Consider the following 26,299-nt stretch of genomic DNA (forward strand, 5'->3'; position numbering starts at 1 on the left):
AGATTTGGGTGAATACTATGAAGAGAATGGATTGCCGGGATCTGAATCAAAGTGAGTTAACCCAGCATTGTGCTGAGCTGGGACTGCCGAAATTCCGGGGCCGCCAAGTATTCCAGTGGGTCCAGCAGAAAGCTGTTCAAAACTGGGAAGAGCTCAAGAACATCGGAGCAGGGGATCGGCAAAAGCTGCAGGATGGCCTCTTCTTGCAGCCTCTAAGAAAAGTCAGGGAACAGATTTCTCAGGATGGCACCCGTAAATTTCTCTTCCGTTGTGCTGACGGTGAAACCCTGGAATGTGTGCTGATGGATTATGATCGCCGCAAGAACAGGGATCGCCATACGGTTTGTGTGTCCACTCAGATCGGTTGTGCCGTGGGCTGTGCCTTCTGTGCCACCGGCCTGGGGGGATGGCGGAGAAATTTAAGCCCCGGGGAGATCCTGGGTCAGGTTCTGGACATCACGTACCTCATGCGCCAGGAAGATCCGGATTTTCAGGTCACGAATATTGTCTTTATGGGCATGGGTGAGCCTTTATTGAATTATGAGGCGGTTCTCAAAGCCATCGAACTGCTCAATGATCCAGAAGGTCAAGGGATTGGGATGAGGCGAATGACCATCTCCACCAGCGGAGTAGCCCCGAAAATCCGGCAATTAGCCAAAGATAACCCTCAGGTAGGCTTGGCTGTTTCTTTACATAGTGCCCATAATACGACCCGGGATCAACTCATTCCTATGAATCGCAAGTATCCCTTAGAGGAACTTATGGAAGCCTGCCGAGACTATACTACGCTGACGAACCGCCGTATTACTTTCGAGATCGCTTTGATTTCCGGTCAGGCAACCCTGGAAGCTGCTCAAGCAGTAGGGCACCTTTTAAAGAGACAATTAGCCCATGTGAATCTCATTCCGGTCAACCCTGTAGCGGGAACAGGAATGGCCCGGCCCACGGCCAAGGAGGTTCAGCAATTTGCCCAGTGTTTAGAGAGTATGGGCATCCCTGTTTCTGTTCGTGAAGAGAAAGGAACAGATATCGACGCAGCCTGCGGTCAATTAAGACGGCAATTGGAGTGTGAGCAGAAATGAACCTATTGGCCCGTTTTGAAGAAGTAGCGGAAAGTCTATTTACGGGTATGTTTAAAAAGAATAACAATTCTCGGCTGCAACCTGTGGAATTGGCTAAAGAACTGGTTCGCATCATGCAGAAAAACAAGCAGGTGAGCATTTCACAAGTCTATGTGCCCAATGTTTACCGGGTTTTTCTCCACTCCAGTGATTGGAGTCCTTTTGCTAATTTTGGGGACGCTTTTTTGATTGAGCTTTCCAAATATCTGCATGCCGAGGGCAAGAAAAGCGGCTTTACTTTCTTGAGCAAACCTTCCATCGAACTTCACTCCGATGACACGGTCAAGCCTCATGAAATGTTCATCGAAGTGGATTTTGATGATTCCATCGAGGTCCTTTGGGACGACGATGACGAATACGAAGAAGAGGCCCAGGAAGCGGTTGAATCTGTGGACTGGCGGGATCAGACCAATATCTTTCAAGGGGAACTTCCTTACAATCTCCGAAATTCCTATGAACAGAGCAGGAAAATTCGTTATGCTCTCGAAATAATTCAAGGACCGGATTCTGGAAAAACTTTCCCTTTGGAGGAAGAGACGATTCATATCGGGCGCCATGGTCAGTGTGAAATTGTCCTGCAGGATCCCGAAGTATCCCGGCGGCATCTCAAGCTCAGCAGCGACGGGGAAGACTGGGTGATTGACGACTTAGGCAGCACCAACGGAACCTGGCTCAATGGACAGAGGATTGCCAAGCAGAAAATAGGCTTGGGGGACCGGGTGGAAATAGGGCAGACGATCTTTATCCTGCGTCACCATTGAACGGGATGCTGGAGGGGTTAAGAAGGTCAGTAAAGTGCGGAGGTTTCTATGCAAGGAATTTTAGTACTGGGAAGGATACTTTTCATTGGACTAATTTATCTTTTTCTTTTTCGGATACTCACAGCCTTATTGGCTGATTTGCAGGTTAAGGGGCTGATCCGCAAGGGGGAAAAGGAATTTGGGCGCTTTGAAGTGCTCTCCGGAGGAGAGCTGTTGCCTAAAGGCCGGGTCTTTCGCATTGACCAAAAAGGCCTGAAAATAGGCCGCGGGAAAAATAACGATGTGGTTTTAGCCGATCACTTCGCTTCCATGGATCATGTCCTGGTACGGCATCATAAAGGGGTAACGACCCTGGAGGACTTAGGAAGCACCAATGGAACCTGGGTTAACGGAGAGCGGATCTCCTCCCCGGTTCAACTGGTTGCCGGAGATTATGTGAAAATTGGAAGTATTACTTTCCAATATTCGAGGTGGCAAAATGAGAGTTCTAAGCTTTAGTGAAACAGGCTGCGTACGCAAAAATAATGAGGATGCCTTCCTTGCTCTGCCGGAGTACGGTGTGTATGCAGTAGCCGACGGTATGGGCGGGCATCTGGCAGGGGAAGTAGCGGCACGGACAGCCCTGGACGAATTGATCAAGGGTGCTCCCCATCTGGGGGCCCAAGAGAATGAGGACCTGGAGAACCAGGTCAGGGAGATTTTGGTGCGGGCCAATCGGGAAGTGTATATGAGCTCGACCCGCAACCCTGCCACGGAAGGAATGGGTACGACCTTGACCGTTCTGGTCTTCAGAGAGACTAAGGTTGTCCTCGCCCATGTGGGGGATAGCAGAGCCTATGTATGGCGCAATGAGCAACTGATTCAGCTGACTCGTGATCATTCTCTAGTCGGTGAGCTGGTGCGTCTGGGACAGATCTCTTCGGAAGAGGCGGATAGCCATCCCAAGCGTCATATGTTGGTAAGAGCTGTGGGAGCCGGATGGGATGTGGAGGTGGACTCTCAGTTCCTGGAGTTGCAGACAGGTGATATCTTTTTCCTCTGTACGGATGGGGTATCCAATGTGATCAGCGATCGGGAGTTAGAGGAGGAGTTCTTGCAGAAAGGTTCATGGGAAGAGCACCTTGAGCGCCTTCATCAACTGATCATAGAACGAGGTGCACCCGATAATTTTACAGCTTTATGCTGTATTACGGAGTGACAAAATGAAAAGGGTCTGGATATTACGTCTATTAATCTTAAGTATTCTCTGGGTCGGACTGGGCGTCTTAGCCTTAGACGGCAAAGCCAACGAGCAAATCCTTTGGCAGGCGGGGGTTTTTTCGCTGCTGCTCTTAATCGGCGCAGCCCTGGAAAAACTTGTGGCCTATCAAGGGGATCCCTTTCTGTTGCCCACAGTGCAGATGATTCTGGTGATTGGACTGGTCTTTATCACCCGCATCCGCCCGGCTTCGGCCTTAAAGCAATTCTGGTGGGCTTGTCTGGGGCTGTTTATCTTTTATTGTGTGCTTTATGCTCTGCGGGATTATCGGGCCTTGGGCCGCTTCCGTTATCTTTCCGGTTTAGGTGCCGTGGTTCTGTTGCTGATCACCCTGCTTTTTGGGGTGACCCAAGGAGGAGCAACCAGTTGGCTGCATATCGGTGGTATGGGCTTTGAATCCGAAGAATTGGTTAAGGTGGCTATGCTCATCTTCTTAGCCTCTTACCTGAGTGAGCATGAAGAGGTTCTGCGTGTAGGGACGGTACAGATCGGCCGGCTTTCCTTGCCGGACTGGCGCACCCTGGGCCCCTTTCTGGTCATGGGAGGATTTTCGCTGCTCCTGTTGGCTGCTCAGAAGAGCTTAGGTACAGCCCTGGTCTTCTATTCTCTGTATGTTTTGGTGCTCTATGTGGTGACGGAGCGGGTGCTTTATCTCGGTGTTGCCCTGCCTGTCTTCTTAAGTACGGGAACCTTAGGTTATTTTCTTTTCAGCCATGTTCAAGTCCGTGTTGCCACCTGGCTCAATCCCTGGGGGGATCCCAGCGGTGGCGGCTATCAAATTGCTCAATCCCTCTTTGCCATTGGCGGGGGCAAGATCCTGGGAACAGGTCTGGGCAATGGCATCGGCGCCTCTCAGGTACCTGCCGCCAGCACGGATTTTATCTTTTCTATCATTGCCGAAGAGCTTGGATTTGCCGGGGCTATGGCCCTGCTGATGCTCTTTTTGGTGGTGGTTTTGCGGGCCTTCCACATTAGTATTCAAGCGGCAGACCGTTTTGGTCAGATTTTAGCAGCAGGTATCGGAATCCTGGTGGGGACGGAAGCCATCATCATCCTGGCCGGAGTCACCAAGCTCCTGCCCTTAACGGGAATCCCTCTGCCTTGGGTTAGTTATGGCGGAAGCTCCTTGCTTATTCACTTTTTACTGTTGGGAATTCTAGCTAATATTTCTCATGGGTCAGCTACCGGTCCTTTATATGTTAAGAATAAAGGAAGGGAGTATGCCGCATGAAAAAAGGTTTAAGAAATGTAGCCATAGGCTTCTCCTTAAGCATCATTGGCCTGAGCTTTGGTCTTGTCTATTGGCAGGTGGCCCGTTCTGCGGAATTGATGGACAATCCCGCCAATCGCCGGCTTATTCTCATGGAGCAGCGGGTGGTTAGAGGAGGAATTTTCGACAGAAATGGCGAAGTATTGGCACAAACCGAAGTAAAAGAAGACGAGAAAACTCGAATTTACCCTAAAGGTGAAGCTTTAGAGCCCCTGATCGGGTATGCAACCCTGCTGCGCGGTTCTTCCGGGCTGGAGGCTCATCTTGGCGATTGGCTTTTGGGGATCAAAGATGCCACTGCTGAACAGACCCTGGAGCAGGTGTTCCAACTTCCCCGCCAGGGCAATGATGTGGTGCTTACCCTGGATTATGGTCTGCAGAAGGTGGCCTATGAAGGCTTAAAAGGAAAGATCGGTTCGGCAGTAGCCATCGACCCCCGCAATGGGGAAGTGCTGGCCTTAGTCAGTCAGCCCAGCTTTGATGGCAATACTGTGGATGAAGATTGGGAGAACATCAGCAAGAAGCCGGGGAGCCCTTTTCTGAATCATGCTTTTGCTCTCTATACCCCGGGCTCTACGTTAAAGGTGATGACCTCGGCGGCCCTCCTGCGGGCCGGGTTGGATACAAGTGATCTCTATCATTGCACAGGTACGGCGATCATCAATGGACAAGTGATCCGTGAACAAAATGACAAGGCCCATGGCTGGGTGAATTATAATCTGGCTTTGGCTGAATCCTGCAATACTTATTTTGCAACCTACGGTGTGCAAGCAGGCGATAAGGTTTTTCTGGAAGCAGCTAAATCTTTCGGATTTGGCCAGGAGATACCTTTTGAATTGCCGGTGAAGCGCAGTACCCTGACCAACGAAGAGGCAGTGCCCAGCCGCATGGATGATAACCTGCTGGCAGCCAGTGCTTTTGGGCAGGGGGAAGTTTTGGTTTCACCTTTCCATATGGCCTTGATCACAGCAGGAATTGCCAATCAAGGTGTGATTATGAAGCCCCACATTGTGGATCAGGTGATGGATGAGAATCAGAATGTACTTTATATAAAAAAACCTGAACCGTGGTTAACCCCTCTGTCCTCCCAGGAAGCGGAAAGGATTAAGAGCGCCATGGTCACGGCAGTTAATGAGGGGACAGCGGCTCCCGGCGGCATTGCCGGGTTCCAGGTAGCCGCCAAAACAGGTTCGGCTGAACCGGGAGGAAATGTCAGGACCCATGCTTGGTATATTGCTTTTGCTCCGGCGGATAATCCTCAAATCGCTGTAGCAGTCCTGGTCGAGAATGGGGGTACCGGGGGAGGAGCTTCGGCGCCCATTGCCCGCGCCATCATTGAGACCGCATTAAGGCAGAAAGCAGGTGATAACTCGTGAGCAAGATATTGAGTAATCGCTATGAAATAATTGAAAAGATCGGGTCCGGCGGTATGGCCATTGTCTACAAAGCCAAGGATCTTTTATTGAACCGGATCGTCGCCATTAAAATTCTCCACGAGCAGTTTACCGCAGACGAGGAATTCGTCCGCCGTTTCCGCAGGGAGGCCCAGTCGGCCGCCAGTCTGTCCCACGCCAATATCGTCTCCATCTACGATGTGGGCAAGGACGGTGAGACGGAGTACATTGTCATGGAGCATATCGAGGGACAGAACCTGAAGGATATCATCCGCAATTATGCCCCCTTATCCACGGAACAGACCCTGGAGCTGGGCATCCAGATTGCGGAGGCCATCCGCCATGCCCATGAGCATCATATTATTCACCGGGATATTAAACCTCATAATATTCTGGTTACCGAAGACGGGCGGATCAAGGTCACTGATTTCGGCATCGCCCGGGCTGTTTCAGCAGCCACCATGACCCATACGGGAGATATCGTGGGTTCGGTTCATTACCTCTCTCCGGAACAGGCCCGGGGAATCCAGACCAACGAACAATCCGATCTCTATTCTTTAGGGATTATTCTCTATGAACTCTTGACAGGAAAGGTGCCCTACGACGGCGAGACCCCGATCTCCATTGCTCTTAAGCATTTGCAGGAATTAGCCGTCCCTCCCAGCAAGCTGAACGCCAGGGTCAGCCCTGCTTTGGAGAATCTGGTGATGAGATCCATTGCCAAATCTCCGGATCAGCGCTATGCTACGGCCAAAGATCTCTTGCAGGATCTGCGCAAAGTTCAGGCCGGCTTGCCTGTGGACAAGACGGTGGATGAGGACCAGGACTTGGAAAGCACCCGGGTCCATAGCTCGCTAAGGGCCGGAGTGAACTCAGCTTTAGCCTCCGAGGAAAAGGAAGCAGGCCGGAAAAAGGCCAAGGTCCCACTATTTCGTAAACGCTGGCCCTGGGTGGCTCTGCTGGCCTTGGTACTGATCATGGGGGGAGGCTGGGTTGCTTTATCACAATGGTTTAATGTAGGAACCACTACAGTTCCTCCCTTGGTGGGAAAAACAATTCAGGAAGCCGGTTATTTTGCTGAACAAAAAGGTTTATCCTTAGACCCGAACACTCAGGAAGAATACAATAATGACATGGAGAAGGGGAAGATTACCCGAACCGACCCTGAAGAGGGTGCCGTTGTGAAAAAAGAACGGGGCATCAAGGTCTGGGTGAGTTTAGGTCCCGAACAAGCAAGAATTCCTAACCTTAAGACCGGAGATATCACTCAGGAAGCGGCCATTAATTTTTTAGAGAGCCAGGGTTTCAAAAGAGATAACATTGTTGCCCAGGAGGATCAAAACTCTTCTCTGCCCAAAGGCATTGTGGTGGAGCAGGATCCCGCCCCGGGTTCAGACTGGCCCAAAAATGGGAAGATCACCTTAACGGTCAGCGCCGGGAAAGTCGATGAACCAAAGCCCATGCCCAATGTCATTTCCAGATCACCGGCTGATGCTAAAGCAATTCTGGAGCAGCAGTATGAGTTAAAAGTGATCGTGGACAGTGAAAATTCCACCGAATACCCGCAGGATGTGGTAATGGCAACCGATCCTAAACCAGGTGATATGGTTAAAAAAGGAGATACGGTCAGAATCATCATTTCCCGGGGGCCGGGGCCTATAGCCTTTAATCCGGTTATTTTAGGCCATGTGGCCAAGCTGGATAAAATTGCGCAATGAAAGGCAGGACTCTTTGAGAAAGGGTAAAAGGAACGCATGATTTCTGGAATATTACTCAAGGGATACAGTGGATTTTATTATGTATTCGCGGAAGGCCGGGTATGGGAATGTTCCCTGCGCGGTCGCTTTCGCATTCGCAATCAGGGATTTCTGCCGGGAGACCGGGTAAAGATTTTACCGGGAACAGGGGATAAAGGGACGATTGAAGAAGTAGAGACCCGCCATAACTCCTTGGTCAGGCCGACCATAGCCAATGTGGATCAGGCCTTTCTGGTCTTTGCCTGTGTATCCCCCGCACCTGATCTGAACCTGCTTGATCGGCTTATCGTTCAAGTGACAGCTGCTCAGATTAAGCCCATTCTTGTTTTAAATAAAATCGACCTGGGCAGCAGGGGAGAAAGCATCGTTGAGAATACCTTTCCGGCCGACGGGCTGGATTTTTACCGGCAGCTGGGCTGCGAATTAGTTAAGGTATCGACAAAGACAGGGGAAGGGCTGGCTGAATTGCAGGAGCATATCAACGGGAAGGTAAGCGTTCTTGCCGGTCCCTCCGGTGTCGGCAAGTCCAGCCTTGTCAATGCCTTATCCCCCGGTCTGGAGTTAAAGACAGGGGATGTCAGCCGCAAGCTGAAGCGAGGCCGCCATACCACCCGCCATGTGGAGCTGATGGTTTGCGGGGAAGGGCTGCTGGCGGACACCCCGGGGTTCTCCTCCCTCTATCTTCCCGCCATGAAGAGGGAAGAGCTGACGGATTATTTTTGGGAGTTTCAGGACGTAGGAGAATGCCGCTTTGCCGACTGCCAGCATCATAAAGAGCCGGATTGCGCGGTAAAAGCTGCGGTGGCATCAGGGAGAATTCAGCCATCCCGTTATGAGCACTATTGTCAGTTTTTAGAGGAAGTTATTGCAGCTGAGAGGAGATATTAGAATGATAAAAATTGCGCCCTCCATTTTATCGGCAGACTTTGCCCATTTGGGAGATCAGGTTGCCTTAGTGGAAAAAGCAGGGGCTGAAGTCTTACATATTGATGTGATGGATGGGCATTTTGTACCCAACATTACCATTGGCCCCTTGGTGGTTAAAGCGCTGCGGCCTTATTCCCAGATGCGCTTTGATGTCCATTTAATGATTGAACATCCGGAACGCTTTATTGAGGAATTCGCGAAAGCCGGGGCGGATCATATTACAGTGCATCTGGAAGCCACGCCCCATATCCATCGTGCCATCCAGCAGATTAAGGGGTTAGGTCTTACCGCAGGAGTTTCCATTAATCCGGCCACCCCTTTGGACGGAATCAAGTACATCCTCGATGAATTGGATATGGTTTTGATTATGAGCGTTAATCCGGGCTTTGGGGGGCAGAAATTTATCCCCGCGGTTCTTCCTAAGATTGAAGTTCTTCACCGGCATCTCGATCAGATGCAATCCTCTTGTGAGATTGAGGTGGACGGAGGAATCAATCTGGACACGGCTCCTGCCGTAGTCAAAGCCGGTGCCAATATCCTGGTGGCCGGAGCGGCGGTATTTGCCTGCGCTGACCCGGCCCGGGCAGTCCAAGAGCTCCGGGAAGCCGCCCAAGGCTATAAGGGTGATCCAAAGTGAGGATTGCCGTAGTAGCCAATGGCGAATGGGATCAGGAATGGGGTAAACGAGAGCTGGCCGCTTATGATCGGCTGATCGCAGTGGACGGTGGGGGCAATCATATCGTCCGGGCAGGATTCGTTCCGGACGCTTTGCTCGGCGATCTGGACTCCGCGGAGCCTGAGACCTTGGAAATCTGCCGCCAGAAGGGAACCGTTATAGTTTGCTATCCCGCCGAAAAGGATGAGACCGACCTGGAGCTGGCCCTGGAGTATGCTGTCAAGCTTATGGAGCAGGAAGAGCGGACGGTGAAAGCGGAAAAGGCAGGGGTCCAAGACCGGGAGAGCCAGGATGTTTTCTTATTAGGGGCAATGGGCGGACGAATCGATCACTTATTGGGGAACCTCTTTCTTTTGCAGGGCCTTTTAAAAAGGGGTGTTCGGATTCGCATGAAAGGGCCCGGTCAGGAGCTTTGGCTCTTGGAGGGGCTGGGGAAGTTAACAGGGAAAAAAGGGCAAAAACTATCGGTAATACCCATAACGGAAAAAGCTGTTGTACGCACTGAGGGTCTCTATTATCCTCTTTATGATGAAATTTTGTATCGGGATTCTCCCCGAGGGATAAGCAATGTTTTTTTGGGGGAAGATGCAATAGTAGACGTCTCGGAAGGAACGGCTCTGATTGTGGTTTTGAGCCCTGACAATAGAAGATAATTTGTACATAACCCAATTGAATTGAATGAGGTTGAATAAGAAGATGAACAATAAATATTCTGATGAACTATGGCTGGGTACCCTGAGCAATGGTGAGATTCGCTGGGTTGCCGTAGGCATGACCAATACCGTGGAAGAGGCGGCCAACCGCCATCACACCACACCTGTGGCCACCGCAGCCTTAGGACGGCTTATGGGGGCATCCCTGCTTCTGGCCAGCTCTATGAAAGCGGAGGAGGCCATTACCTTACGGCTCCTTGGAGACGGTCCTTTGGGAGGAGTGGTTGCCGTAGGTAACGCTCAGGGAGAGGTGCGGGGTTATGTCCATGAGCCCCAAGTGGAGCTTCCTTTAAATCCTCAGGGAAAGCTGGATGTATCCGGTGCCGTAGGATCCGGAGAGTTTGTCGTAAGCCGCAGCCTGAGCAATGGCGAAAGCTATACCGGAATGGTTCCCATGGTCAGTGGGGAAATCGCCGACGATTTGGTCCATTATCTGCTGAATTCCGAACAGGTACGTTCCGCTGCCCTGCTGGGTGTAATGGTGGGTAAAGATTCTCACGTGGCCGGAGCGGCCGGGATGCTGTTCCAATTACTGCCTGATGCCTCTGAAGAGAGTATTCAGGCACTGGAAGCTCAGTTGGCCCGGATTCAAGGCATCAGCCAAATTGCTGCGGATAGTTCCACCATGGCAGAATTAGTTGCGCAGCTCATAGGAGATCTGGATTATCGTGTTCTGGAAAAAAGACCGGTGCAGTACAAATGCACCTGCTCCAAAGAGCGGGTCAGCGAGACCTTGATCAGTATCGGCAAAGAGGGCTTTGAAGATCTGATCAAGGATCAACAGGCTGAATTGGTGTGCCATTTCTGCAATGAGCGTTACCATTTTAACGAAGAGGATTTGCGCGAGCTTTACGAGCAGTCGAAGTAGGCGCTTATATAAGCGTCTGGCTGGGGAAATGCTGTCTGTCCGGGTCGTGTAGCTTCACGCCCAACGCGTACTCCATAGCTCCGGAGCTGGTTCACTCGCTTTCTTAACAGCTACGCCAAACCCCGCTGCTCTCTGCATGTGAACCGGTGGCTCCGCTACGTTAAGAAAGCCTTGTTCACCTGACCGCCCCTCCGCTAAATCCGTCCGCTTTTGTGCGTAAAGCTACACTTGAGGGTCTTTTGGCTCTTTTTAGCCCTGTTTTGGGCTTGGTACATATAAGCTGTGCTTGAGGGTTCTTCAGGCTACTCTTTAGAGGCTTTCCGGGTTTTCTTCCCGAGCAAATGGCCGACCATGCCGCTTAAGCGGCGTCGGTAAAGACGGAAAAAGCTGCTCGAGTCACGTAGCTTCTTCTCTCACAAAGCCCCACATGCACGAACATACAGACCGGAAAAGCAGCCCAAGGATTTTGATTTACAGCAGGGAAGCGAATTTAAGCGAGCGGAAACAAAACTTCGCGAAAAGCCCGCAGCGGAGAAAGGTTGGAAACAGGACGTTTCCAACCGGCTATGAGGCAGGAGCCGATTTAGCCGGGCACCTTTCGGAGCGGAGGGCTTGAGCGTTAGTTTTGTCCGCGCAGCTTATGGAGCGACCGGTGTAAATCAAAATCATGGAGACCCTACTTGCGGGCCTCATCGGGAGCAAGCCAGAAAGAAAAAGCCCGGGTTTCCCCAGGCTCTAAAAAAACTAAAACTGGCATCGTTATAACGATACCAGCCAAGTTACACTCTATGTGATGGAACTGAGACATTATACTGCACGTTGAACTTTACCGGAACGTAAGCATCTGGTGCAAACACTGATCCGGGTCGGAGTGCCGTTGACGATGGCGTGAACCCTTTGCAGGTTAGGTTTCCAAGTCCGCTTTGTCCGGATATGGGAGTGGCTGACCTGAATACCTGAAGCAACCCCTTTTCCGCAAATAGCACATACATTAGCCATGCTCTTACCTCCTTTACACCGGAAATGATACCTATGTATTCTATCAAATGTTTACTGGGTTGGCAAGGTTTTTCCGGGCCTTTTCCGCGAAAGATGGTTAAATCTTTTTTACGGGCTTTATTTTCTCCAGAAAGATCCATAATTTGTACAAGTTGCATACAATTAAACCTCAGACATAAGATTAATTGTAGATTAGGATAATTTTCTTTGAACATTTCATGAATACTTGGTAAAATAGTGACGATATGGACACATGCCGATAAAGGGAGGTCCTTGTATATGGGTAAAGAGATTAATAATAATTTGGGGAAAATCGATATCTCCGAAGAGGTTATTGCGACGATAGCAGGTGCTGCCGCAGTTGAATGTTATGGTCTTGTCGGGATGGCTTCCCGAAAATCCTCGGATAAGTTCTCCGAACTCTTGGGCCGCGAAAATTTAGCCCGTGGGGTTGTTGTATCCATCGATGATAATCAGGTGGTTATTGATCTGTATATTATTGTCGGTTATGGAGTTAAGATTTCTGAAGTAGCAGCCAATGTCATCGAACGGGTTCGCTATACCACTGAAAATCTAACCGGTCTCAAGGTAGCGCAGGTCAATGTCAATGTCCAGGGTGTCCGTGTCTTGGAATAGATCGAGGTTCTGAAGAGTAGGGGGATTATTTTGAATGGAGATACAGGCAATATGATTACAGGACAACAGTGGAAACAAATGATGCGCTCCGGTGCGAGAGCCTTGGAACGCAAGAAGCATGATGTGGATGCATTGAATGTTTTCCCCGTACCTGATGGCGATACCGGAACGAATATGAATTTTACAATTCAATCGGCTGTAAGGGATGCCGATAAAACTTCGGGAGCGACCGTGGCTGAAGTCGCCGCCGCCGTCTCTATGGGTTCTCTGATGGGAGCCCGTGGGAACTCCGGGGTTATTTTATCGCAGCTTTTACGGGGGATTGCCAAGGGTCTGGAAGGGCATAAGGAAGCCGGCGGCCAGCAAATCGCCCAGGCCTTGCAGATGGGCGTGGACACTGCCTATAAAGCCGTCATGAGGCCTGTGGAGGGAACTATTCTCACGGTGGCCCGGGAAGTGGCCAAAGGGGCACAAAGCAGTGCCAAGCAGGGCTCGGATCCTGTGAAGGTTCTGAAGGATGCCTATGGACGCGGACAGCTTACCTTGGAAAAAACACCGGATATGCTTCCCACCTTGAAGCAGGCCGGGGTGGTCGACGCCGGAGGACAAGGATTCCTCATTATACTGAGCGGTTGGATTGCAGCTCTGGAAGGCCAGGAGATTGAAGAAGAAAACGTTCTCCCTGTGTCGCAAGTTGAACCGCAAACCGTGCGGGGAATTACTGCGGTGGAGGATCTGGAATTTCCTTATTGTACGGAATTCTTAGTTAAAGGCCAGAACCTTCAGGTTGAAAAAATCCGTGAAGATTTAGCGGACCGCGGAGACTCACTCTTGGTTGTGGGCACAGAAGAAGTGGTAAAGATTCATGTTCATGTGAAGAATCCGGGCAAGATTCTGGATTATGCTATTCAATGGGGATCTCTTCATGAGGTAGCGATTCATAATATGTTAGCTCAAAATGAAGCCATGGCCCATGCTCAAAAGATGGAAGACATTCCGGAAGAAAACCGGTCAAAAGCCGCTCAAGAGCAAGAACCGGGTTCGGGGGAAGAGAAAGAGCACGGTATCGTGGCTGTAGCCATGGGTGAAGGTATAGCCGAGGTCTTTAAAAGCTTAGGAGTGGATGAAGTCATTTTTGGCGGCCAGACTATGAACCCCAGCACAGAGAACTTAGTGGAAGCCGTTCGTAAGGTTGCTGCTAAAAATGTTTATATCTTGCCCAACAATGGCAATATCGTCATGGCGGCCCGCCAGGTTAAAGATATCGTGACGGATCGCAATGTATTTATTATTCCTACTAAATCTATCCCTCAGGGTATTTCTGCCCTGGTCAATTACAATCCTTATGGCGATGCCGAGGAGAATGCCAGGACGATGGAAGAAGGGCTGTCCCTGATCAAATCGGGAGAAGTTACTTATGCCGTCCGGGATTCTCAGTTTGGTGATTTAGAGATCAAAGAAGGGGACATTCTGGGTTTAGTTGAGGATGTTATCCAGGTCACGGGCAGAGAACTCCTTCAGGTTGCTCAGGAGACTTTGGGCAAAATGAACTGGAAAGAACATGACCTGCTCACCGTTTTCTACGGAGAAGATGTTTCCGAAGAACAAGCGCAAGAGCTCAGAGCGTGGATTGAAGCAGAAGCCCCCCATATCGAACTGGAGCTTTATCCCGGCAATCAACCCCTGTATTATTATATTTTCGGGGTAGAATAATAGGCAATGAACAATACCCTCCGGAGCCATCCGGAGGGGTTTTTACAATCAATAGATGAGACCATGAGTAGGAGAGAATGTTATGGGACGGAGTACCGTTTTTGATTTAATCGGTCCGGTTATGGTCGGCCCTTCCAGTTCACACACCGCAGGAGCAGTGCGGCTGGGGGCGATGGCCCGAAAGATATGCAGCGGGCAGATCGTTGAAGCTGTATTAACTCTTCATGGTTCCTTTGCCGAGACGGGCAAAGGCCACGGGACGAATCTGGCTTTAGCGGCAGGACTATTAGGAATGCATACGGATGACGAAAGGATTCCTCAAGCCCTGGCGATGGCCGAAGAGCAGGGAATCGACATAAAATTTAGAAGCGGGGACTTGGGAGATGTCCATCCCAACACCGTCAAGATCAAGTTGAAAGCCAAGGAAGGGCAAGAGGTGGAAGTAGTGGGTTCTTCCATCGGCGGGGGCCGCATCATCATTGGCGGCATTGATCAATTTAAGGTAGAGATCATGGGGGATTACCATACTTTAGTGGTTCTGCAGAATGATCTGCCCGGTGTGGTGGCTCAGGTCAGCTCCCTGATCGCCGCCACACAGATCAATATCGCTCAGATGAGGGTTTCCAGGGAGAAAAAAGGAGCCCATGCCCTGATGATTATCGAGACGGATCAAGCCATCGATCCGGCAGCCTTAGCCCTGATCAAAAAGCTTCCGGCAGTGAATCAGGCTATGGCCATAGAGCCCTTGGATTGAAGACTAATAATTACCGAAAGGTGTATAAGGAGGGAAGTTTCATGCGTTCCACCATGGATTATCTGGCCCTGGCTGAAGAAAAAGGAAAAAGGCTTGGCGAAATCGTCTTGAAGGAGCAGGCTGAAGAGGCAGAGAAAAGCCAGGATGAGTTAAGAAAAAGAATGGCCGCCAATCTTCAGGTGATGAGGGAAGCTGTCCAAAGCGGACTGAGGGGAGAAAGGAAATCCTTATCAGGGTTGGTGGGCGGAGAAGCCCTCAAAGTAGAAACTTTGCGCCGTTCCGGGAAGAGCTTGATCGGGGAGCGGGTCAGCGGAGCGATTGCCAGAGCTTTGGCCGTAGTGGAAGTCAACGCCAGTATGGGTAAAATCGTGGCAGCTCCTACGGCTGGGTCCTGTGGGGTCTTGCCGGCGGTACTGCTGACTGCTGAGGAGGCCCTTGGCTCTTCTGAGGAAGATGTGGTGACCGCCCTCTTTTGTGCTGCGGGAATCGGCATGATCATAGCCGATCGGGCCAATGTCTCGGGAGCAGAAGGAGGGTGCCAGGCTGAGATTGGCTCTGCTGCGGGAATGGCCGCGGCAGCAGCGGCGGAATTGGCAGGGGGAAGTCCTGAAGCTTGTATTCATGCTGCAGCCATAGGGATTAAATCATTCCTGGGATTGGTTTGTGACCCTGTAGCCGGTCTTGTGGAAGTTCCCTGCGTCAAACGCAATGCCACCGCAGCCACTGTGGCTCTTGCGGCGGCAGAGATGGCTTTATCCGGGATAGCAAGTGCGATTCCTTTAGACGAAGTCATTGATGCCATGAACGAAATCGGCAAAAGTATGCCCTGCTCCCTTCGGGAAACGGCTCAGGGAGGATTAGCCATTACCCCAACCGGGCAGAGAATTCAGGCGGAATTCTTATGATCGGCAACCAAGGAAAAATAGTATTGAATCATCTCCAACGAGCTATTGCTGCGGAAGAAAAGCAAGGGTGCTGCAACACAGGAGTCATCGGCGGATTTCATCTCTTTTTGAAAGGGATTCTCAGCCGCCTGGAGCAATTGGAGAAGGATGAAGACTTTAAGGTACTGAAGGATATTACCGGCCATTACAAAGACTGGAGCCCTCTACAGCGCCGTCAGGCTCTGGCCCATCTCCGCCGTTTTATCGAAGAGCATCAGGAGTTGGAAGCACATCAGGAACCGGGGAGCCAAGGTCAGGCTTCTGTCCAGCCGGGAAACCGGTCCTTGCCGGAAAAGGAACCTGGGGTTCATAACTCCTTGGAGTCATCCCAGCCATCGGATACCCCTCCTGTCTCCGAAAAATCCGACCCCGACAAAAAAGAAAGACCCGCCAAGCCTTCCCCGTCCCGCTCCCTGCAGTTCCTTAAAGGGGTGGGACCGGAACGGGCGAAGCTGCTGGCTCAGATCGGTTTACATACAGTCAAGGATCTCTTCTTCTATTTTCCCCGTCGTTATGAGGACAGAAGCCTGCAATCCATTGGCGAACTTAAAGATGGAGAATTGGCCTCTGTGGCTGGAAAAGTAGTGGCCGGACAAATAGCCAGAGGGAAGCTGAAGGTGGTTAAGCTCAGCATCGAGCAGGATGGCCGCCTAGTCTATGCAGTCTGGTTTAACCAAACCTATATCCTCAAGCAATACCCCGTAGGAACCTCCGTCATTGTGACGGGAAAGGTCAGGTGGCAGCAGCGGGTGCCGGAAATCCAAGCCACCGATATTCAAAAGGCAGGAGCAGCACAGCCGGCAGCCATCCTGCCGGTCTACTCGGAAACAGCCCGTCTTTCCTCCAAAGTGATACGAACTATTGTGCAGGGAGTTTTGGAGCAGGCTCCCGAGCTGTTTCCCGAGTTTTTGCCCCCTGAGGAAGGCAAAGGATGGGTCCCCCGTGCCCAGGCCTACCGAGAGATTCATTTTCCCCGGACCTTCCACAGTCTGGGTCAAGCCCGTGAACGCCTGGTCTTTGAAGAAGTGCTCTTTCTGCAATTGTCTGTTGCCCGTTTAAGATCCGGAGTCCAAAGGGAAAACAGCCCTCAGCTTAAGAGCGGGGAGAGCCTGGTTCAGCGGTTTTTGGCGAATCTGCCTTTTGAACTGACTCAGGCCCAAAAGCGGGTGATTCAGGAAATCTTCCGGGATATGGCCAATACTCAGGGGATGGCCCGTCTGGTCCAGGGAGATGTGGGCTCAGGCAAGACAGCAGTGGCTATGGCCGCTCTGCTGATGGCTGTGGGCTCAGGCTATCAGGGGGCTATGATGGCTCCCACCGAGATCCTGGCTTTGCAGCATTATCAATCCCTGGCGGCCGCCTTTAACCCCCTGGGGCTCCATGTCGTTTGCCTTTTGGGCAGTCAGACCAAAAGCGAAAGGGATAAGATTCTTACCGAGATCGCCTACGGAAAAGCCCATGTCATCGTCGGAACCCATGCATTAATCCAGGAAAGTGTACAGTTTCACTCCCTGGGATTAGCCATCACCGATGAACAGCATCGTTTTGGGGTCAAACAGAGAACCTCTCTCCAGACCAAAGGGGAAAACCCCCATGTCCTGGTCCTGACCGCCACTCCCATCCCCCGGACCCTGGCCCTGACCCTCTATGGCGATCTCCAGCTTTCCGCTTTGGATGAAATGCCTCAGGGCCGCAAGCCCATCATGACGCGTAAATTAACTGAACGGGGCCGGCCCAGCCTGGAAAAATTCATGGAAGAGCAGATGGAAAAAGGCCGGCAAATCTATGTGGTCTGCCCGCTGGTGGAAGAATCGGAAAATGTGGATCTGATTTCAGCCACGGAGCGTTTTCAATCCTTGCAGGAGCGGTTCCCCAACCGTCGGGTAAGCCTTCTCCACGGTCGCATGAAAGGGGTTCAAAAAGAAGAAATCATGGACGCCTTCCAGAAAGGGGAGGTGGATATCCTGGTCTCCACCACGGTGGTGGAGGTAGGAGTCAATGTCCCCAATGCCACCGTGATGGTCATCGAGGGAGCGGAGCGTTTTGGCCTGGCCCAGTTGCACCAGCTCAGGGGCAGAGTGGGCAGGGGCAGCGAGCAGTCCTATTGTTTCCTCTTGTCCGATGCCAAAAACAGCCGCCGCCTGGAAGTCCTTTGTGATACTCAGGATGGTTTTAAGATTGCTGAGGAAGACTTAAAGATCAGAGGAGCCGGGGAATTGCTGGGGACCAGACAGCATGGGGTGATGGAATTGCGTCTGGCCGACTTATCCCGGGATGGCCGTCTCGTGGAGCAAGCCTATCAATTGGCTCAAAAAGTTCTTACCCATCCTGACCGTTATCCCGGAGTATGGCATGAATGTGATCAGTTTTTTTCTTTAGAAAACATTGGCCTTCATTAAATTCCAACTTCACCAGCTATTGTCGGGAATGTTTATGACCGTCTTAGACGATAATAAAAGTGAAGTGGAGTAAAAGAATGAAAGGCAGCGATGCAGGTCTGCCGTAAAAAATTAGGGAAAGAAAGAGGAGGGCTTACGCATGGCAGATACCAAACAAACGAACCAACCTGTACTCAGTGCTGCTTTAGAGCAATTCAAGTATGAAGTGGCTCAGGAAATCGGCATCGCAAATCGTAAGCACAAGAAGTTCCCCAATACCTAATCTGCGGATTCAGACAAAAGAGAGCGAAGTCATCGCTCTCTTCTTGTTATTGCATATACATCTGATACTCTTCCACACTGATACCGGGATGGAGACTCATGCCCAGGGCTCCGGCGATAATTCGGGCGGTGGTTTCAATTAGGGAATCGATTTCTTTCGGTGTGACCATGAGATTGTTGTGATAAGGATATAAAGCCTTATTAAGAATCTGCTCAAAGACTTTGGGACTGAATTCCTTGTATAGGCGGTAAAGGGACGGACTGCTCTTTAATTCATCCAAGAGGGATTCCAGGCAATTATTGGCGATAATGGCGGCATTCATGACCGTAGGAAGACCGATGGCAATGACCCGGCAGCCTAAAGTCTCTTCGTTGATTCCCGTGCGGTGGTTTCCTACACCGGCTCCCGGTGAAATTCCCGTATCGGAGATTTGAATGCTGGTCCCGATCCGTTCCAGGGAACCGGCGGCCAAAGCATCGATAGCGATCACCAGATCGGGCTTGACATGTTCCACGATGCCGCGAATGATTTCCGCCGTTTCGATGCCGGTGATGCCGAGAACTCCGGGAGCTATTGCGCTGACCTTGCGCAGTTTGCCCTGGAGCTCCGCAGGTGTATAATTAAATAAATGACGAGTGACCAGGCTTTTGTCAATGACCTGAGGCCCCAAAGCATCAGGAGTGGCATTCCAATTGCCTAATCCAACCAAGAGGATGCTGGCGTCTTCAGGCAAGTTCATCAGCTCGGAAAGTTTGTCAGATAGAGTTTTGGTAATCTCCTGGTGGATCAAATAATTGTTATCATGAACTTCCGGGACATCGATGGTGATATAAGTACCTTGGGGCCGTCCCATTTCCTGAACCCCTTGTTCATTCAAAATTTTAATCGTGGTTACTGTAGCATGTTCAAAGTCTTCTTCTTCCATGCTGACGCCAGGTACCTCGGTGTCTGCATCTCCCCTCAATAATTCATGGGCTTCAACGGCCAGATCGATAGTTACATTAAAATTGCGGAATAGATCTGCTTTTTTCAAAAGATAACCCTCCTTAAGCTATTCGATAGTTGGAACTCTGGTGAAAAAAAAATCACTGGCCCTCGCGACCAGTGACCAGAGAGGAGAAAACGAAAGGAAGAACTGGATGGGGGAAAGGTCTCGGATTAAAAAATCTCGACGACCAGTTTTAGTATTTACAGCAAAAATGCTTTTATTCAATATTTTTTAGGGAAGAATTTAGAAGATTGTGTTATACTTATGCTGAAATTAATTATATAAAGTGATAGTTTCTGGATAACCCCACTCGAAGGTCGTGAGATAATATGCGGATTATTGCCGGAGATTACCGCGGGCAGCGTCTGAAAGCTGTTCCCGGGATGAACACCCGGCCCACAGCGGACAAGATTAAAGGTGCCATTTTCAATGTGCTGCAGGAAAAGACCCCAGGTGCCCGGGTTTTGGATTTGTTTGCCGGTACGGGAAATTTAGCTCTGGAAGCTTTGTCACGGGGGGCGAAAGAAGCGGTACTTATTGAAAAAAGCCGGACGGCGCAACAAATTATTCGTGAGAATATTGACCATATGGGAGTAGAACAGGCCCGACTCATAGGGATGGATGCCTTTGCTTATCTTGAACAGCATAGAGAAGAGCGCTTTGATTTGATTTTTATTGACCCACCCTACCATCAGGGTTTGGTGGAGAAATCCTTGAAGCTGCTGGCGGATCCTTGCCGGCTTACTGACTCAGGAGTGATTATCGCCGAGACAGCCAAGGATGAAAACCTGGAGAGTTACGATCCCTTTGAAATTAAAAAAACTGGGGAATATGGAGATACAAAGATCTGGTATTTGCAAAGAATGGAATGAACAGATTGGAGAGGATAGTCTTGGAAAATGATGTTATGGCTTTGCTTGATGAATTAGAAGAAATCGTGGATCGGGGAACCAAGATACCGATGACCGGAAAAGTATTAGTGGATGATAATGTGGTTTTTGATTTGCTTGACCGGATAAGAGCAGCTCTCCCTGAGGAGCTTCAGAATGCCAAATGGGTCTTGTCGGAAAGACAAAAGATTATGGACGAAGCCCATACGGAAGCGGAACGGTTGCTGGAGCGTGGAAAAACTTATATAGAGAAAATGGCCGAAGAGAGCGAGGTTGTCAAGCAAGCTCAAGGCTATGCGGAGGATATTGCCCGTCAGGCCCAGGCTTATGCTAAAGAGGTCAAACTGGGTGCTATTCAGTACACCGATGAAATGCTCCTCCAAGTAGAGCAAAATGTGGCCGAGACCTTGCAGGCGGTTCGTCGCAACCGGGAAGAACTGCGGAGTCTGGCTAAACGGGATCAGAGGGAAAAGCCCGGCGATAAAGGAAACCCGGTGCAGGGAGAGTCTTGATTCATCTCAACTGCTTAGACCCGAAAGATGGCCCAAGGGTGTTGCTTTCGGGCCTTTTTCAGAATAGAGTATGTGCATTTTATTACAAGTGTGGTATGATGGAAATATAAAGTTATTTCGATGAATAAAAGACTCGGACTCCCAGACTGAGCAGCAGGAAACACAGCATGATGCCACAGAAGATCCAAGAGCTCATTTGCCAGGTCTCCATGAACCCAAAGGGACCGGGAGCCAGGTGCAGGTCAAAGACAGGAATCTTAATCAGGGTTAAGAAGAGCTGGCTTAAAAGAAAAGCAAAGATGGAGTGCAGGACCCTGCCGATGACAAAGGGCAGGAAGCGTAAATTCGCAGAGCCGGTAAAACTGGCGACCTGGGCAAAGGCGGATAGCCCTCCCCATCCCAAAACCCCGGCAAGCAGCCCAATCGTAAGATTAAGGCTGGAAAAAGAGTCGATGATCGAACGGCAGCCCAAGGTTGCTTCCAAGGTGCCGTTCACCAACGCGGAGACTTCCTGGCCGCTGACCAAGCCGCCGGACAGCCCGTGAATCAGAGTGCCGATGCCACCGGTGATGTGATAGGTTTCCAGCATATTCACCAGCACAGAGAAAAAGACAATAAAGCCTCCCACCACCAGGATGGTATTAACGCTTTGCCGTACAGCATCCCCGAACATTTGGCCAAAAGGCCGCGGGTCCTGACCCTGAGCTTTTCTCAGCGCTTGAAAAGCCCGGCCGAGGGAGGTGGGAGCAGGGGAGGAGGATGTTCCCCGACCCCCATAAAAGCGAAAAAGTATCCCCACTAAGATGTTGCCTAAGTAAACGGAGCCTACCAGGACGATGCCTAATTCCGGCTTGAGGAGCATGCTGGAGGCCACGGCTCCAAACATGAAGCCGGGGCTGGGATTGCAGGTAAAGGTCAGGAGCCGCTCCCCTTCTATTTGAGTGAGAGCATTTTCCTGGCAAAGCCGTGTGGTAAGGATCGCGCCAATGGGAATTCCTGAGGTAAGGCTCATGGCTACCACAAAGGAAGCCTGGCCGGGTAAACGGAATACCGGACGCATTAAAGGTTCCATCAGCACACCTAGGAAATGAACAAAGCCGGAGGCAAGAAGAAGCTCAGAAAGAATAAAGAACGGCAGCAGGGCAGGAACCACATAATTCCACCACAAAGACAGACCGTCGGCTGCCGAACGTACCACCGCCTGGGGATAATAGAACATTCCTATGGCCAAAAGAAAAAAGGGGATAACACGAAGAATAGAAGCCATATCTCACCCGCCCTTCCACATAAATATATATGGAGAAAGGGGGCTCCTTAGAAGGATTTTTGATCACAGGGGGTTGTGATGATGGAGAGAGGCTTGGTTTTGGGAGCAGGGGGAGCACGGGGGCTGGCCCACCTGGGTTTCTTGCAGGTGTTGGAAGAGGAATCCATCAAGGTGGATTGTATCGTGGGGTGCAGCATTGGTGCCGTATTTGGTGCCCTTTGGGCAGCGGGGATGGATCTCTACCGCTTGGAGCGGCTTATTACCTACCAGGGATTCAGCAAGAGGCTTTGGGACCTTGCCGTGTCCCGGGATGGCCTGGTCAAAGGGGAAAAAGTCCTTGAGGCCATGCGCCTTTTGACGAGGGATCTGACCTTCGCCGAATTGAAGATTCCCTTAGCCGTTGTCGCCACCGATCTGGAAACAGGGGAAAGGGTAGTATTACGCGAAGGCAGTGTGGCTCATGCCGTGCGGGCCAGCATCTCCATTCCCGGTATCTTCAAACCTTATCGCTATCAAGGCCGGCTTTTTGTGGATGGAGCTGTCAAAAACCGTCTGCCCATCCAAGTGGCTAAGGATATGGGGGCGAAGAAAGTATTGGCAGTGGATGTGAAAAAGGGGCTTTCCACGAAGCTCAATACGGCCATGGATGTCATGCTGCAGGCGCTGGAGATCTTAGAAGAAGAGGTTTTTTGCACCCAGAAGGAAAAGGCTGATGTACTGATCCAGCCTGAAGTCGGCCATATAGGAGTCCTGCAATTTGATTTGGCGGAGGAGGCCATCGCCTTAGGAAGAACTGCAGCAAAGTCACAACTTTCTGAAATTGTTCGTAATTTCTATTGACTCTTGAAATGCAAACGAATTATGTTAAACTTATTAAGGTGTTTTATCGTGTGAGACAGAAAGAGAGATTCACACGAAATTTTGTGTTATTTTTTAAAAGTATTAAAGAAAAAGTCGCTTTTGGGGCAAAATGAAGCAGAAGAACCTTTGCTTAAAAGAGACAAAGACAGAAAGAAAATGGGTGGAAAAGAAAAATAGGGGGTAATCAATAGTGAAGATTCTTGTGATTAACTGTGGAAGTTCCTCGCTGAAATATCAATTATTGGATATGGACACACAAACACCGATAGCCAAGGGTCTAGTGGAGCGGATCGGACTTCCGGGCGCCGTGCTGACACACCGCCCGGCTGATGGTGAAAAAGAAATTATTACGGCGGAAATTTCTAATCATACGGTAGCTATCCAATTGGTTCTGGATGCCTTAGTGAATCCTGAATATGGCGTAGTGAAAAGCCTTGAGGAAATCGGTTCGGTGGGTCACCGTGTGGTTCATGGCGGCGAGAAATTTGCCAGTTCCGTATTGATTACGGATGAAGTCATGCAAGCCCTCGAAGAGTGTATCGAATTAGCACCTCTTCACAACCCTCCCAATATTGCCGGAATTGAGGCTTGTCAAAAATTAATGCCGGGAGTGCCTCAAGTAGCTGTTTTTGATACTGCCTTTCACCAAACCATGCCCCCCCATGCCTACCTTTATGGATTGCCCTATGAACTTTATGAGAAATACAAAATCCGTAAATATGGTTTTCATGGGACTTCACATAAATATGTAAGTCAACGGGCCGCCAAGCTGCTCAATCGTCCTGCGGAAGGGTTGAAGCTGATCAGTTGTCATTTAGGCAATGGCTCCTCGATTACGGCGATTAAAGATGGCAAATCCATTGAAACCTCCATGGGCTTTACCCCTTTGGAAGGATTAATGATGGGAACCCGCTCCGGGGATTTGGATCCGGCCATTGTCTCCTTCATTCAACAAAAAGAAAACCTGTCTTCCGATGAAGTCAATGATTTTCTCAATAAAAAATGCGGAGTGCTGGGGCTTTCCGGAGTGAGCAGTGACTTTAGAGATATCGAACAAGCCCGTGATCAAGGAAACTATCGCGCCGCTTTGGCTCTCGATGTCTTTTCTCATGATGTGAAAAAATATATCGGCTCCTATGCAGCCGTCTTAAACGGTGCCGATGCCATTATCTTTACGGCCGGTTTAGGGGAAAACTCTGCGGAGATGCGGGAAGCGGTTGTCGATGGCCTGCAATACCTCGGTGCCAAACTGGATCTGGAAAAGAATAAGGTCCGCGGTAAGGAAGCTGATATTTCGGCTCCTGAGGCAACCTGCCGGGTCCTCGTCATTCCTACCAATGAAGAGTTGATGATTGCCCTGGATACTTTGGATATTATTCAGAAGGGTTAAGGAGTTTTCCTTGACAAAGAAAATCCAGCAAACTATAATAATGGTTGTGTATTGGAGTGGTCATTGTGCATATTAATGTCGCTCAAATTCGCCGTGATGAAAATGGAACTGCTCATTTTGATTTAAAGGAAGATTTTTCGGCCTTTGAGTCTGAACTTGAGGGGGTAGATTTTGTCGCTCCTGTACACGTTCAACTTCAGGTGAACAACACGGGAAAATCCTTGATTGTTAATGGGTCGATTGAGACTGAGCTTAAAGCTCAGTGCGGTCTTTGTCTCGAGCCTTTTCACTATCAGATCCATCAGGATTATGAGGATGAATGGGTTTTTGCTCCTCAAGCTACAAAAGAGCAATTGGAGACAGCGCTGGTGTTCCATAAGGATGAGATCGAACTCACCGAGCGCATTCTTGAGCAAATCGTGTTGGCCTTGCCCATGAGGTTTATCTGTTCTTCTGAGTGTCAAGGGTTGTGTCCTGTTTGCGGTGTGAATCTTAATGCAACTTCTTGTGCGTGCAGCCAAGATAAGGTTGATCCACGTTTTGCAGCCTTGGCCAACTGGCCTCGTGAAGATTGATCATTCGAAAGTTTAAAGGGGGTGTAATCAATGGGTGTTGCTCAACATCGCCAATCCAAATCCAGAGTACGTAAACGCCGGGCTATGTGGAAGTTAACTGCACCAAACCACATCGAATGCCCCCAATGCCATAAACCAAAAATGCCTCATCATGTTTGCCCAAGCTGCGGTTATTATAAAGCCAAAGAAGTTATTTCCATGGGTGAATAAGGTCAAGAGAAAGAAGCCGGAAGGGCTTCTTTTTTTTGTTTAAGTTTGTCCTGGCTATTTTCTTTGATTGGCGTTATCATATATGATAACATAATTATAAAAGGAGGGTGTGACAATGAGTAAAGCAGGTGCAGAGTTTTCCGAAGTGAAAGAACTTTTAATGAAGGACGAAGAATTCAAAGCAGAATACGAAAAGCTGAAATCGCGCTATGATGTTATTTCGCAAATCATTGAGGCGCGAACCAGTCAAAATATTACCCAGGAAGAATTGGCGCTTCGGGTTGGTACCCAGAAATCCAATATCAGCCGTCTGGAAAGCGGAACGTACAATCCATCATTGGACTTTCTGTTTAAGGTTGCACGCTCCCTTGGAAAAGAGGTACAGGTTACGTTGAAATAACAATATGAGAAGCATACAACTAAGGCATAGTCGTCTGACTGTGCTTTTTTGCATTCTCTGTCGTTTTCTTCTAAATTTTAGAGTATCCTGAGTCCTAAAGGGTTACTGCTTGTCATCAGAATCATCCTGATCTATAATATTAGTACCAGGTCGTAAAATAAGCAAAGTTGGTGGTATTATGACAAGACATCATAAACATGAACGCCATCAAGCGTTACGAGAGGAAATCGACAAGAATCCATTTTCTACAGATGAAGAGCTGGCCAGGCATTTTGGGGTAAGCGTCTCCACCATTCGTTTGGATCGGACGGAACTCAGTATTCCTGAGCTGCGGGAACGGACCAAGGCTGTGGCTCATGAAGCTTATGACACCTTGAAGTCTTTAGGCGAGGCTGAGCTGGTTGGGGAGCTCCGGGACCTCCATATTGGGGAATCAGGCTCCACCCTGCTCAAGATTGAAGAATCCATGGTGTTAAGCAAAGCACGGGTCACCCGGGGACATCATCTGTTCGCTCAGGCCAATTCCTTGGCCATTGCCCTGGTGGATGCGGAGATCGTGGTCACAGGAAGCGTAGATATGAAGTTCCTGCGTCCGGTCCGTTATGGAGAAACGGTCTTGGCTGAAGGAAAAGTCCTGCGCCGCAAAGGGAATAAATACTGGGTGGAGATTACAGCCCATGTCAACCAGGATCTTGTTTTGACCGGAACTTGGGTAGTATTTGCCGTGGAAAAGCCCTTGGAAGTGTAAGAAGGG

28 protein-coding genes are annotated in these 26,299 nt (G+C 50.0%); 25 read left to right on the forward strand and 3 right to left on the reverse strand.

Annotated elements, in window-relative coordinates; all coding sequences use genetic code 11:
- Positions 1–8 precede the first annotated feature (8 nt).
- From rlmN to hslO, 11 genes are read left to right on the forward strand one after another with little or no spacing between them, the layout of a single operon-like run.
- Positions 9–1,082, forward strand: a complete 1,074-nt coding sequence (gene rlmN / locus DESLBE_RS23645; RefSeq protein ID WP_011460524.1) for a 23S rRNA (adenine(2503)-C(2))-methyltransferase RlmN — start codon at positions 9–11, stop codon at positions 1,080–1,082.
- On the forward strand, positions 1,079–1,882 hold the full coding sequence (locus tag DESLBE_RS23650; protein WP_005811808.1) for an FhaA domain-containing protein: 804 nt from the start codon (positions 1,079–1,081) through the stop codon (positions 1,880–1,882). The genes rlmN and DESLBE_RS23650 overlap by 4 nt, the downstream gene beginning before the upstream one ends.
- A gap of 48 nt (positions 1,883–1,930) precedes the next feature.
- Positions 1,931–2,380, forward strand: coding sequence for an FHA domain-containing protein (locus tag DESLBE_RS23655; RefSeq protein WP_005811806.1), 450 nt, complete (start codon positions 1,931–1,933; stop codon positions 2,378–2,380).
- A complete protein-coding gene (locus tag DESLBE_RS23660) occupies positions 2,361–3,080 on the forward strand; it encodes a Stp1/IreP family PP2C-type Ser/Thr phosphatase (RefSeq protein ID WP_005811803.1) in 720 nt (239 codons plus the stop codon). The genes DESLBE_RS23655 and DESLBE_RS23660 overlap by 20 nt, the downstream gene beginning before the upstream one ends.
- Before the next feature lie 4 nt (positions 3,081–3,084).
- The gene (locus DESLBE_RS23665; protein WP_005811801.1) at positions 3,085–4,371 is read left to right on the forward strand and encodes an FtsW/RodA/SpoVE family cell cycle protein; all 1,287 of its coding nucleotides are present in this window, start codon (positions 3,085–3,087) and stop codon (positions 4,369–4,371) included.
- Entirely contained in the window at positions 4,368–5,786 is a 1,419-nt protein-coding gene (locus DESLBE_RS23670; protein ID WP_011460522.1) for a penicillin-binding transpeptidase domain-containing protein, read from the forward strand. Before DESLBE_RS23665 ends, DESLBE_RS23670 begins: the two co-directional genes overlap by 4 nt.
- Complete coding sequence (gene pknB, locus DESLBE_RS23675) at positions 5,783–7,522, forward strand: Stk1 family PASTA domain-containing Ser/Thr kinase (protein WP_011460521.1); 1,740 nt, start codon at positions 5,783–5,785, stop codon at positions 7,520–7,522. Before DESLBE_RS23670 ends, pknB begins: the two co-directional genes overlap by 4 nt.
- 36 nt (positions 7,523–7,558) lie before the next feature.
- The gene (gene rsgA, locus DESLBE_RS23680) at positions 7,559–8,449 is read left to right on the forward strand and encodes a ribosome small subunit-dependent GTPase A (RefSeq protein WP_011460520.1); all 891 of its coding nucleotides are present in this window, start codon (positions 7,559–7,561) and stop codon (positions 8,447–8,449) included.
- Position 8,450: 1 nt separating this feature from the next.
- The gene (gene rpe / locus DESLBE_RS23685) at positions 8,451–9,125 is read left to right on the forward strand and encodes a ribulose-phosphate 3-epimerase (RefSeq protein WP_005811794.1); all 675 of its coding nucleotides are present in this window, start codon (positions 8,451–8,453) and stop codon (positions 9,123–9,125) included.
- Entirely contained in the window at positions 9,122–9,817 is a 696-nt protein-coding gene (locus DESLBE_RS23690) for a thiamine diphosphokinase (RefSeq protein WP_011460518.1), read from the forward strand. Before rpe ends, DESLBE_RS23690 begins: the two co-directional genes overlap by 4 nt.
- 43 nt (positions 9,818–9,860) lie before the next feature.
- On the forward strand, positions 9,861–10,745 hold the full coding sequence (hslO, locus tag DESLBE_RS23695; protein ID WP_144678401.1) for an Hsp33 family molecular chaperone HslO: 885 nt from the start codon (positions 9,861–9,863) through the stop codon (positions 10,743–10,745).
- A gap of 807 nt (positions 10,746–11,552) precedes the next feature.
- Here the strand turns inward: hslO and rpmB are convergent.
- Complete coding sequence (rpmB, locus tag DESLBE_RS23710; RefSeq protein WP_005813371.1) at positions 11,553–11,744, reverse strand: 50S ribosomal protein L28; 192 nt, start codon at positions 11,742–11,744, stop codon at positions 11,553–11,555.
- 279 nt (positions 11,745–12,023) lie between these two features.
- On the opposite strand from rpmB, the gene DESLBE_RS23715 reads away from it, so the two are divergent.
- The 6 genes from DESLBE_RS23715 (at position 12,024) to DESLBE_RS23740 (ending at position 18,452) form a co-directional block, all read left to right on the forward strand.
- Positions 12,024–12,380: an Asp23/Gls24 family envelope stress response protein gene (locus DESLBE_RS23715; RefSeq protein WP_005813375.1), complete on the forward strand. Its 357-nt coding sequence runs from the start codon at positions 12,024–12,026 to the stop codon at positions 12,378–12,380.
- 30 nt (positions 12,381–12,410) lie between these two features.
- Complete coding sequence (locus DESLBE_RS23720; protein ID WP_144678402.1) at positions 12,411–14,093, forward strand: DAK2 domain-containing protein; 1,683 nt, start codon at positions 12,411–12,413, stop codon at positions 14,091–14,093.
- An 82-nt stretch (positions 14,094–14,175) separates the two neighbouring features.
- On the forward strand, positions 14,176–14,847 hold the full coding sequence (sdaAB, locus tag DESLBE_RS23725; RefSeq protein WP_144678403.1) for an L-serine ammonia-lyase, iron-sulfur-dependent subunit beta: 672 nt from the start codon (positions 14,176–14,178) through the stop codon (positions 14,845–14,847).
- A gap of 41 nt (positions 14,848–14,888) precedes the next feature.
- The gene (sdaAA, locus tag DESLBE_RS23730) at positions 14,889–15,752 is read left to right on the forward strand and encodes an L-serine ammonia-lyase, iron-sulfur-dependent, subunit alpha (protein ID WP_035214219.1); all 864 of its coding nucleotides are present in this window, start codon (positions 14,889–14,891) and stop codon (positions 15,750–15,752) included.
- The gene (gene recG, locus DESLBE_RS23735) at positions 15,749–18,190 is read left to right on the forward strand and encodes an ATP-dependent DNA helicase RecG (protein WP_144678404.1); all 2,442 of its coding nucleotides are present in this window, start codon (positions 15,749–15,751) and stop codon (positions 18,188–18,190) included. Before sdaAA ends, recG begins: the two co-directional genes overlap by 4 nt.
- Before the next feature lie 139 nt (positions 18,191–18,329).
- Entirely contained in the window at positions 18,330–18,452 is a 123-nt protein-coding gene (locus DESLBE_RS23740; protein ID WP_005813383.1) for a small, acid-soluble spore protein, alpha/beta type, read from the forward strand.
- Between the two features lie 46 nt (positions 18,453–18,498).
- Here the strand turns inward: DESLBE_RS23740 and gpr are convergent, their stop codons facing one another.
- Positions 18,499–19,485: a GPR endopeptidase gene (gpr, locus tag DESLBE_RS23745; RefSeq protein WP_011460511.1), complete on the reverse strand. Its 987-nt coding sequence runs from the start codon at positions 19,483–19,485 to the stop codon at positions 18,499–18,501.
- Positions 19,486–19,769: 284 nt separating this feature from the next.
- Here gpr and rsmD point away from each other — a divergent pair, with 284 nt between their 5' ends.
- Positions 19,770–20,312: a 16S rRNA (guanine(966)-N(2))-methyltransferase RsmD gene (gene rsmD / locus DESLBE_RS23750; RefSeq protein ID WP_018307015.1), complete on the forward strand. Its 543-nt coding sequence runs from the start codon at positions 19,770–19,772 to the stop codon at positions 20,310–20,312.
- The gene (locus DESLBE_RS23755; RefSeq protein WP_018307016.1) at positions 20,309–20,842 is read left to right on the forward strand and encodes an ATPase; all 534 of its coding nucleotides are present in this window, start codon (positions 20,309–20,311) and stop codon (positions 20,840–20,842) included. The genes rsmD and DESLBE_RS23755 overlap by 4 nt, the downstream gene beginning before the upstream one ends.
- Before the next feature lie 112 nt (positions 20,843–20,954).
- On the opposite strand, the gene DESLBE_RS23760 is transcribed toward DESLBE_RS23755, so the two are convergent.
- On the reverse strand, positions 20,955–22,109 hold the full coding sequence (locus DESLBE_RS23760) for a nucleoside recognition domain-containing protein (RefSeq protein ID WP_144678405.1): 1,155 nt from the start codon (positions 22,107–22,109) through the stop codon (positions 20,955–20,957).
- A gap of 81 nt (positions 22,110–22,190) precedes the next feature.
- On the opposite strand from DESLBE_RS23760, the gene DESLBE_RS23765 reads away from it, so the two are divergent.
- The 6 genes from DESLBE_RS23765 (at position 22,191) to fapR (ending at position 26,293) form a co-directional block, all read left to right on the forward strand.
- Positions 22,191–22,949, forward strand: coding sequence for a patatin family protein (locus DESLBE_RS23765; RefSeq protein ID WP_144678714.1), 759 nt, complete (start codon positions 22,191–22,193; stop codon positions 22,947–22,949).
- A 211-nt stretch (positions 22,950–23,160) separates the two neighbouring features.
- Entirely contained in the window at positions 23,161–24,360 is a 1,200-nt protein-coding gene (locus DESLBE_RS23770) for an acetate kinase (protein ID WP_035214222.1), read from the forward strand.
- A 65-nt stretch (positions 24,361–24,425) separates the two neighbouring features.
- Positions 24,426–24,935: a DUF177 domain-containing protein gene (locus DESLBE_RS23775; protein ID WP_035214224.1), complete on the forward strand. Its 510-nt coding sequence runs from the start codon at positions 24,426–24,428 to the stop codon at positions 24,933–24,935.
- Positions 24,936–24,965: 30 nt separating this feature from the next.
- Positions 24,966–25,145: a 50S ribosomal protein L32 gene (gene rpmF / locus DESLBE_RS23780; RefSeq protein ID WP_005813398.1), complete on the forward strand. Its 180-nt coding sequence runs from the start codon at positions 24,966–24,968 to the stop codon at positions 25,143–25,145.
- Positions 25,146–25,260: 115 nt separating this feature from the next.
- Positions 25,261–25,545: a helix-turn-helix transcriptional regulator gene (locus DESLBE_RS23785; RefSeq protein WP_144678406.1), complete on the forward strand. Its 285-nt coding sequence runs from the start codon at positions 25,261–25,263 to the stop codon at positions 25,543–25,545.
- Positions 25,546–25,723: 178 nt separating this feature from the next.
- Positions 25,724–26,293: a transcription factor FapR gene (gene fapR, locus DESLBE_RS23790; protein WP_005813404.1), complete on the forward strand. Its 570-nt coding sequence runs from the start codon at positions 25,724–25,726 to the stop codon at positions 26,291–26,293.
- The last annotated feature ends 6 nt before the right edge of the window (positions 26,294–26,299 follow it).

Origin of the sequence: Desulfitobacterium sp. LBE, from assembly GCF_007830365.1 — a bacterium.
GTDB classification, from domain to species: Bacteria; Bacillota; Desulfitobacteriia; order Desulfitobacteriales; family Desulfitobacteriaceae; genus Desulfitobacterium; species Desulfitobacterium hafniense.

Excerpts from the sequence above, each read along its gene's own strand:
- DESLBE_RS23650 (WP_005811808.1), top strand. The coding sequence starts at position 1,079 with ATGAACCTATTGGCCCGTTTTGAAGAAGTAGCGGAAAGTCTATTTACG.
- DESLBE_RS23655 (WP_005811806.1), top strand. The coding sequence starts at position 1,931 with ATGCAAGGAATTTTAGTACTGGGAAGGATACTTTTCATTGGACTAATT.
- DESLBE_RS23660 (WP_005811803.1), top strand. The coding sequence starts at position 2,361 with ATGAGAGTTCTAAGCTTTAGTGAAACAGGCTGCGTACGCAAAAATAAT.
- DESLBE_RS23665 (WP_005811801.1), top strand. The coding sequence starts at position 3,085 with ATGAAAAGGGTCTGGATATTACGTCTATTAATCTTAAGTATTCTCTGG.
- DESLBE_RS23670 (WP_011460522.1), top strand. The coding sequence starts at position 4,368 with ATGAAAAAAGGTTTAAGAAATGTAGCCATAGGCTTCTCCTTAAGCATC.
- rsgA (WP_011460520.1), top strand. The coding sequence starts at position 7,559 with ATGATTTCTGGAATATTACTCAAGGGATACAGTGGATTTTATTATGTA.
- rpe (WP_005811794.1), top strand. The coding sequence starts at position 8,451 with ATGATAAAAATTGCGCCCTCCATTTTATCGGCAGACTTTGCCCATTTG.
- hslO (WP_144678401.1), top strand. The coding sequence starts at position 9,861 with ATGAACAATAAATATTCTGATGAACTATGGCTGGGTACCCTGAGCAAT.
- rpmB (WP_005813371.1), bottom strand. The coding sequence starts at position 11,744 with ATGGCTAATGTATGTGCTATTTGCGGAAAAGGGGTTGCTTCAGGTATT.
- DESLBE_RS23715 (WP_005813375.1), top strand. The coding sequence starts at position 12,024 with ATGGGTAAAGAGATTAATAATAATTTGGGGAAAATCGATATCTCCGAA.
- sdaAB (WP_144678403.1), top strand. The coding sequence starts at position 14,176 with ATGGGACGGAGTACCGTTTTTGATTTAATCGGTCCGGTTATGGTCGGC.
- sdaAA (WP_035214219.1), top strand. The coding sequence starts at position 14,889 with ATGCGTTCCACCATGGATTATCTGGCCCTGGCTGAAGAAAAAGGAAAA.
- recG (WP_144678404.1), top strand. The coding sequence starts at position 15,749 with ATGATCGGCAACCAAGGAAAAATAGTATTGAATCATCTCCAACGAGCT.
- DESLBE_RS23740 (WP_005813383.1), top strand. The coding sequence starts at position 18,330 with ATGGCAGATACCAAACAAACGAACCAACCTGTACTCAGTGCTGCTTTA.
- rsmD (WP_018307015.1), top strand. The coding sequence starts at position 19,770 with ATGCGGATTATTGCCGGAGATTACCGCGGGCAGCGTCTGAAAGCTGTT.
- DESLBE_RS23755 (WP_018307016.1), top strand. The coding sequence starts at position 20,309 with ATGAACAGATTGGAGAGGATAGTCTTGGAAAATGATGTTATGGCTTTG.
- DESLBE_RS23760 (WP_144678405.1), bottom strand. The coding sequence starts at position 22,109 with ATGGCTTCTATTCTTCGTGTTATCCCCTTTTTTCTTTTGGCCATAGGA.
- DESLBE_RS23765 (WP_144678714.1), top strand. The coding sequence starts at position 22,191 with ATGGAGAGAGGCTTGGTTTTGGGAGCAGGGGGAGCACGGGGGCTGGCC.
- rpmF (WP_005813398.1), top strand. The coding sequence starts at position 24,966 with ATGGGTGTTGCTCAACATCGCCAATCCAAATCCAGAGTACGTAAACGC.
- DESLBE_RS23785 (WP_144678406.1), top strand. The coding sequence starts at position 25,261 with ATGAGTAAAGCAGGTGCAGAGTTTTCCGAAGTGAAAGAACTTTTAATG.
- fapR (WP_005813404.1), top strand. The coding sequence starts at position 25,724 with ATGACAAGACATCATAAACATGAACGCCATCAAGCGTTACGAGAGGAA.